The 6,588-nt window shown below is 70.0% G+C and carries 7 protein-coding genes; 3 read left to right on the top strand and 4 right to left on the bottom strand.

The window, feature by feature from the left end; genetic code table 11:
• The coding region (locus tag AB0M88_RS01915) for a polyprenyl synthetase family protein (RefSeq protein WP_364093980.1) at window positions 1-913 on the bottom strand (913 nt) is incomplete at its 3' end.
• Between the two features lie 98 nt (window positions 914-1,011).
• Here AB0M88_RS01915 and AB0M88_RS01910 point away from each other — a divergent pair.
• Together AB0M88_RS01910 and AB0M88_RS01905 are read left to right on the top strand one after the other, a co-directional pair.
• On the top strand, window positions 1,012-1,872 hold the full coding sequence (locus AB0M88_RS01910; protein ID WP_364093906.1) for a phytoene/squalene synthase family protein: 861 nt from the start codon (window positions 1,012-1,014) through the stop codon (window positions 1,870-1,872).
• The gene (locus AB0M88_RS01905; RefSeq protein WP_364093903.1) at window positions 1,872-3,179 is read left to right on the top strand and encodes a deoxyribodipyrimidine photo-lyase; all 1,308 of its coding nucleotides are present in this window, start codon (window positions 1,872-1,874) and stop codon (window positions 3,177-3,179) included. Before AB0M88_RS01910 ends, AB0M88_RS01905 begins: the two co-directional genes overlap by 1 nt.
• 582 nt (window positions 3,180-3,761) lie before the next feature.
• Here the strand turns inward: AB0M88_RS01905 and AB0M88_RS01900 are convergent.
• Window positions 3,762-4,973 carry a sigma-70 family RNA polymerase sigma factor gene (locus AB0M88_RS01900; protein WP_364093901.1) on the bottom strand — a complete coding sequence of 404 codons (1,212 nt, stop codon included), beginning with the start codon at window positions 4,971-4,973 and terminating at the stop codon, window positions 3,762-3,764.
• Window positions 4,961-5,332 (bottom strand): YciI family protein, encoded by a 372-nt coding sequence (locus AB0M88_RS01895; RefSeq protein WP_364093898.1) that lies wholly within the window; start codon window positions 5,330-5,332, stop codon window positions 4,961-4,963. Before AB0M88_RS01895 ends, AB0M88_RS01900 begins: the two co-directional genes overlap by 13 nt.
• 104 nt (window positions 5,333-5,436) lie before the next feature.
• Here AB0M88_RS01895 and AB0M88_RS01890 point away from each other — a divergent pair, with 104 nt between their 5' ends.
• A complete protein-coding gene (locus AB0M88_RS01890) occupies window positions 5,437-5,859 on the top strand; it encodes a nuclear transport factor 2 family protein (protein ID WP_364093896.1) in 423 nt (140 codons plus the stop codon).
• An 11-nt stretch (window positions 5,860-5,870) separates the two neighbouring features.
• Here AB0M88_RS01890 and AB0M88_RS01885 read toward each other — a convergent pair whose 3' ends face one another.
• On the bottom strand, window positions 5,871-6,578 hold the full coding sequence (locus tag AB0M88_RS01885; protein WP_364093893.1) for a class I SAM-dependent methyltransferase: 708 nt from the start codon (window positions 6,576-6,578) through the stop codon (window positions 5,871-5,873).
• Window positions 6,579-6,588: the final 10 nt, after the last annotated feature.

Genomic DNA, 6,588 nt, shown 5'->3' with positions numbered 1-6,588 from the left:
CGTCGGCGGGGTTGACGGCTCCGGCGGGGTCGAGCGCCATCTCCGCCCGTTGGGCTGGAGTGGCGAGTTCGTGGGCGAGCATGAGCAGCGTGGTGGGCTTGCCTGTCCGCAGGTCGTCGCCGGCCGGTTTGCCGGTGACCGCCGGATCGCCGAACAAACCCAACAGGTCGTCGCGCAGCTGGAACGCTTCGCCGACCGCCCGCCCGTACCGGTCGAACGCGTCGCCGACCGCGGGCAGGGTGAGACCGGCCAGGGCGAGCCCGAACCGCAGCGGCCGCTGCACGGTGTAGCTGGCCGTCTTGTAGCGGGCGACCAGCAGCGCGCGCTCGACCGACCACGTCTCGGGTGTGGTCTCGCCGAGCACGTCGAGGTATTGCCCGGCGACCGCCTCGACCCGCATGCGGTCGTAGCCGGCGCGGACCTCGAGCAGGGTGGCGCTGGCCAGCGGCGTGCGGGCGATCAGCTGGTCGGCCCAGATCAGGCAGAGGTCGCCGACGAGAATCGCCGCTGTGTTGCCGAACCGGTCAGCGTCGCCGCGTCGCCCGGCCCGGGCGTGCTCGCCGGCGAAGAGGCGGTGCGCGGTCGGCCGGCCCCGCCGGGTGTCCGAGTCGTCCATGACGTCGTCGTGGACCAGGGCGAACGTGTGCAGCATCTCGAGGGCGGCGAGCGCCGGCAGCACATCTTCGACGGGTGCGCCGGGGTGGCACACCGAGCGCCAGCCCCAGTACGCGAAGGTCGGCCGCAGCCGCTTGCCACCCGCGAGCACCAGGTCACGGGTGGTGCGGGCGAAGCCGCCGAGCGCCGGGTCGACCGCCTCGAGGGCGACGATCTGGTCGGTCAGGAAGTCGGCCAGGGTTCCTTCGACCGCGTCGATGAGGGGACCGGTGGTGGCGGTCCCGGCTTGGCGGGGTATCCGGGTTCCCTCGAGGGTGTCGTTGACCACGAGCAATACCGTACCCTGGAACTGAAGTTGCGTCGATTCGTGCGTCGATTTTTCTTTGAGGGGCAGCTGTGGAACTGAACACGTCGTACGAGCACTGCCGCGCGCTGCACCGCCGGCACGGCCGCACCTATTACCTGGCCACCCGCCTGCTGCCGGCCTGGAAACGACGGCACGTGCACGCGCTCTACGGCTTCACCCGCTACGCCGACGAGATCGTCGACAACTTCCCGCCCAAGGAACGCGCCGCCCGGCTCGCCGAGTGGTCGTCCTACTTCATGGCCGGCCTGCGCGGCGAGCCGATCGACGACCCGCTGCTGCCGGCCGTGCTGCACACGATCGCGGTCTTCAACCTCGATCTTGACGACTTCGACAAGTTCCTGCGCAGCATGGCGATGGATCTCACGGTCACCCGCTACGCGACCTACGACGAGCTGCTCGAATACATGGAAGGGTCGGCGGCCGTGATCGGCACGATGATGCTGCCGATCCTCGGCTCCTCCGATCCCGCGCCGGCCCGCGAGCCGGCCCGCCAACTCGGGTTCGCCTTCCAGCTCACCAACTTCATCCGCGACGTGGCGGAGGACTTCGAGCGCGGCCGGATCTATCTGCCACTGTCCGATCTGGCGGACTTCGGGGTGACGCCCTCGGACTTCGCCGTCGGAAGCCCAAAGATCAAAAACCTGATCGCGTACGAGGTGGGCCGCGCCCGGGAACACTATGCCGCCGCCGCTCCCGGCATCACGATGCTCGAACCGGCGTCCCAGGCCTGCATGCGCACCGCGTACGCGCTGTACGGCGGCATACTCGACGAGGTCGAAGCGGCCGGTTTCGACGTCTTCGCCCGGCGGGCGACCGTACCGAATCGGCGCCGCGCCGCGGTCGCGGTGCGCAGCCTGCTCACCCGGCCCGGCACCCCGGTGGCCGCCTGATGAGGACGGCCGTCGTCCTGTTCACCCGTGACCTGCGCGTGCACGACCATCCGGCGCTGGCCGCGGCCTGCGCCAACGCCTCGCACGTGGTCCCGCTCTACGTCCTCGACCCCGCCCTGGCCGACATTTCGCCCAACCGCTCGCGCTTCCTCCACCAGAGCCTGGCCGACCTGCGCTCGGCGCTCCGCGACCGCGGCGGCGACCTGGTCATCCGCACCGGCGACCCGGTCGCCGAGACGATCAAGCTGGCCCGTTCCGTCGACGCCGAGGGCATCGGCTTGTCCGCCGACGTCAGCCTCTACGCCCGGCGGCGTGAACAGCGGCTTCGCTCGGCCTGCGAGGAGCATCGGATCGCCCTGAAACTCTTTCCCGGCCTCACGATCGTCGACCCGGGCGCCGTGACACCGGGCGGAGGCGGCTCGGCCTACCGCGTCTTCTCGCCCTATCACCGCGCCTGGCTGGCCGCGAAATGGCGCGACGAGGTGGCCACCCCACGCCAGATCACCCTGCCGGACGGCCTCTCGGTCGGGCACCTGCCGGCGATTCCCGCTGGTGAATCCCCCGATGCCGCCGGTGGCGGCGAAACCGAGGGCCGGCGCCGGCTGAGCGCCTGCAAACAGCACCTTGACGGGTACGCCGATGCGCACGACGACATGGCCGCCGACGCAACCAGCCGGCTCAGCCCGTACCTCCGCTGGGGCTGTCTCTCCCCGCTTTCCGTCGCCAACCAGGCCGAGTCGCACGAAGCCTTCGTCCGTCAGCTCTGCTGGCGGGATTTCTACTACCAGGTGGCGCTCGACTTCCCGCACCTGTCGACCCGCGCCTACCGCTCATCCGGCGACCTGACGTGGCGGGACGACGCCGACGCGCTCCGGCATTGGCAGGACGGGCTGACCGGGGTGCCGATCGTCGACGCCGGAATGCGCCAGCTGCGCGCCGAAGGCTGGATGCACAACCGGGCCCGGCTGATCACCGCCGCCTTCCTGACCAAACACCTCGGCATCGACTGGCGGCCCGGCCTGCAGTGGTTCTTCCGCTGGCTGATCGACGGGGACGTGCCCAACAATTCGGGCAATTGGCAGTGGGTCGCCGGCACCGGCAACGACACCCGCCCCTACCGTCGCTTCAATCCGATCCGGCAGGCGCAGCGCTTCGACCCCGACGGCGTGTACGTTCGGCGCTACATACCCGAGCTCAAGGCCATCGAGGGCGGCGGCGTCCACATGCCGTGGAAGCTGCCGCACAAACTCGATTACCCGGGCCCGCGGGAGTCACACCGGGACGAGGCGGTGTGGCTGCGGCCCTGATCCCCGCCCGGTACGCCCGGGCGGGTCCGGTGGGGTCCGTCGGCCCGGTTGCGTCCGTCAATACGTTTCGGGTCGGCGGACCCTCTCCAGCACGTCCTTGATCTCCACGATCCCCCGCTCGACCCGAGCCTCGACCGCACGTCACCGTCGATCCGCGCATCCTTGACCCGCCCCGGCAACAGCCGCCGGTGCACGGCCCCGACGTCAGCGACCGCCTCCCACACCTCGGCGGCGGGACGCCCCACCCCCACCTCAACCCGAACACTCGCCACACCACACCTCGCAGGTTGTCGTCCGCTCCTGATACGACCAGGCGCATCGCCGTGACCACGCAGAGGACCGACCCGGTCCGCTCGGAGTCCTCGCGTGAGCTATCGGCCTCCGCAGCCTTCACGATATTTTCCGGAACCGCCGGCGCAGCCCTATCCGGCACCGCCGCTCGCTGCACGCCGGCCAGGAACGCTCGGGGAAGATCGCCTTCGACACGGCCATGAGCAAGGGCACTGTGGAGTGTGACGCCCGGTGGACTCGGGGCTGACACGATCGAAGGTCGGCTGAGCCGCCTTGACACCGCGGTCGGGGTCAGCGGCCGTCGGGCTCGGTCAGGCGGGCGGCACGGGATTCCAGGTAGCGCTGTTCGGGCCGGCTCAGGGTGCGTTTCGCGGCCGCCTGGTAGTGCTCGCGTGCCGCCACCGGGTCGCCGGCCATCTCCAGCAGGTGGGCGCGCACCGCGGCGACCCGGTGGTGCTCGGCCAGCGCGGGCTCGGCTTTGGCCAGGGCGTCCAGGGCCACCTTCGGGCCGTCGACCATCGCGATCGCGACGATGCGGTTCAAGGTGACCATCGGGTTGGGGGCGAGCGCGTCGAGCAGCGCGTACAGCTCCTTGATCTGCGGCCAGTCGGTGAGCTCGGGCCGCGTCGCCTCGGCGTGGACCGCCGCGATCGCGGCCTGCAGTTGGAACGGGCCGAGGCGAGTGCTGCTCAGCGCCCGCGTGATGATCTCGATGCCCTCGACGATGGCCGTTTTGTCCCAGAGGGTGCGGTCCTGTTCGGCGAGGGGCACCAGGCCACCGTCGGGCCGGGTGCGGGCCGGGCGCCGCGCGTCGGTGAGCAGCATCAGGGCCAGCAGGCCGGCGGTCTCGCCGTCGTCGGGGCGGGTGGCGTGCAGCTGCCGGGTCAGGCGGATGGCCTCGCGCGTCAGCTCGACGCGGTGCAGGCGGCTGCCCGAGCTCGCGGTGTGACCTTCATTGAAGATCAAATACAACACCTGACGTACGCCGGTGAGCCGCGCCACAAGCTCATCGGGGTTCGGCAGGGCGAAGCGGGCGCCGCTGTCCCGTATCCGTTGTTTGGCCCGGCTGATGCGCTGGCCGACCGTCGGTTCGGGCACCAGCAGCGCCCGCGCGATCTCGGCCGTGGTCAGGCCGCCGACCGCGCGCAACGTGAGGGCCACCTGCGACACCGGGGTGAGCGCCGGATGGCAGCACAGGACGAGCAGGGTCAGCTCGTCGTCGCCGCGTACGTCGGGAAGCGGATCCGGCGGCAGCAGCTCGCGTTTGCGCCGGGCCGCATCGCTGCGAAGCAGCTCGATGCGTCGTCGCGAGGCCACCGTAATCAGCCAACTGCGCGGATTGTCGGGAACGCCGTCGACCGGCCACTGCTGGGTCGCGGCGAGCAGCGCCTCCTGAACCGCGTCCTCGCACGCGTCGAAATCGCCATAGCGGCGGGTCACAGCCGCGAGGACCTGCGGCGCCGCCGTACGCAGCAGATCCTCCAGCCCGGTCAGAACTCCCACCCGCTCATGTCGAGGACCGGCCGCACCTCCACCTCGGTGTTCGCGGCGTCGGGCACCTTGGCCGCCCACCCGATCGCGTCCTCCAGGGTCGGGCAGTCGACCAGATAAAACCCGGCCAGATGCTCCTTGACCTCGGCATACGGCCCGTCGGAGGCGATCGTCTCGCCGTCGCGCACCGAGACCCACTTGGACAGCGACGGGTCGGCCAGGCCCTCCGAGGCGACCAGCACGCCGGCCTCCTCCATCTCGGCGTCCAGCTTCAAGTGGTCGCGGCCGAAGTCCATCCGCTGCTGGTCGGTCATGCGCTCCCAGACCTCGAGGGACCGCGGGTTCGACTGGATGAGAATGAGGTATTTCATGGGTGTCCGCTCCTCCGCTGTTTTTCTCGCTGCTCACCGACATGTCGAAACGGCGGCCGCGACTTCGACGTCCCGGCTGAAAGTTTCTTCCTTAGGAGGGTCACGTGCAGGACATTCAAGATGTCATCGAGAGCCGCTACGAGCGGCTGGCAGCCGGAGATGTGGCGGGCATGCAGGCCTGCTACGCCCCCAAGGTCGTCCAGTTCAGCCTGGCACCGCCGCTGGGCGCCCTGATGGACGGCCGCGACCCGGGGCCGCTCAACGCGTGGCTGGCGACCTTCGAGGCACCGCCGAAGCGAACCGTGACGCAGTTGGAGATCACGACCTCGGGCGACGTCGCCTTCGCGACCAGCATCGACAGCATGACGGCGACCCCGAAGGGCGGCGACTCGCCGTTCACCCTGTGGTACCGGATGACGGTGGGCCTGAGCCGGGTCGACGGGCAGTGGCTGATCGTCCACGAGCACGCCTCGGTCCCGTTTTACATGGACGGGTCGTTCCGGGCCGCGGTCGATCTCGAGCCCTAGGAGGCTCGGGGTCAGAACTGGTGGAACTCTTCGAAGGGCGGCTCGACGAGAGAGTCCGGAAGGCGGACGGCCCGGCAGCGAGCGACCGTCTCGGCTGCCGGGTCGTCGCCGATGTTGCGCGGGGTTCCGCCGACGAAGGCCTCGGGAATCGCCGTCCAGCCCAGGTTCTTCTCGTAGTACCGCAATGCGGTGCGAACCGACGGCGTCCAGTCGTCGTCCAGCAGGATCAGCCCGCCCGGCCGGACGATCTTGCGCAGGAAGTAGAGATCCACGAAGACCTCGTGAAACCGGTGACTTCCGTCCACGAAAGCCGCATCGGCGACGAAACCTTCGGTGACAAGGTCGGGAAGCGCGATGGACGACCACGAGCGGATCAGCGTGGCGATCGAGTCCAGCCCGGCGTCGCGCATCAGCTCCCAGCCGACGTTGGAGTACGCCCGGTCCTGGAAGGGATCGATGATGACGTGCCGCGGGTTCGGTGGGTCGATGGTGATCAGGGCCTCGCCGATGGCCAGGGCCGAACTGGCGTAGGCGAGCCCGACCTCGACCACCGTTGCGACCCGCTCGGAGATCAGCAGATCCCGGAGCAGATCACAGTCCCGCTCCGGCAAGGTGACCGTCTCGAAGTCCCGCTCGTGGTCTCGCGTCCACGGCGGGCCGTCCTGCGCGAGCCGGCGGCGTACTTCCCGAACTCGCGCGCCCCGTTCGCCAGCGTTCATCCAGCCAGTC

It is taken from the genome of Actinoplanes sp. NPDC051411, assembly GCF_040682075.1.
Taxonomy (GTDB): Bacteria; Actinomycetota; Actinomycetes; order Mycobacteriales; family Micromonosporaceae; genus Actinoplanes.
The sequence above is the reverse complement of the archived record's forward strand: the minus strand, read 5'-3'. Positions and strand labels throughout refer to the sequence as shown.

What these genes read in the sequence shown, in the direction of transcription:
- AB0M88_RS01905 (WP_364093903.1), top strand. Translation starts at nt 1,872, where the DNA reads ATGAGGACGGCCGTCGTCCTGTTCACCCGTGACCTGCGCGTGCACGAC.
- AB0M88_RS01895 (WP_364093898.1), bottom strand. Translation starts at nt 5,332, where the DNA reads ATGAAATACCTCATTCTCATCCAGTCGAACCCGCGGTCCCTCGAGGTC.
- AB0M88_RS01885 (WP_364093893.1), bottom strand. Translation starts at nt 6,578, where the DNA reads ATGAACGCTGGCGAACGGGGCGCGCGAGTTCGGGAAGTACGCCGCCGG.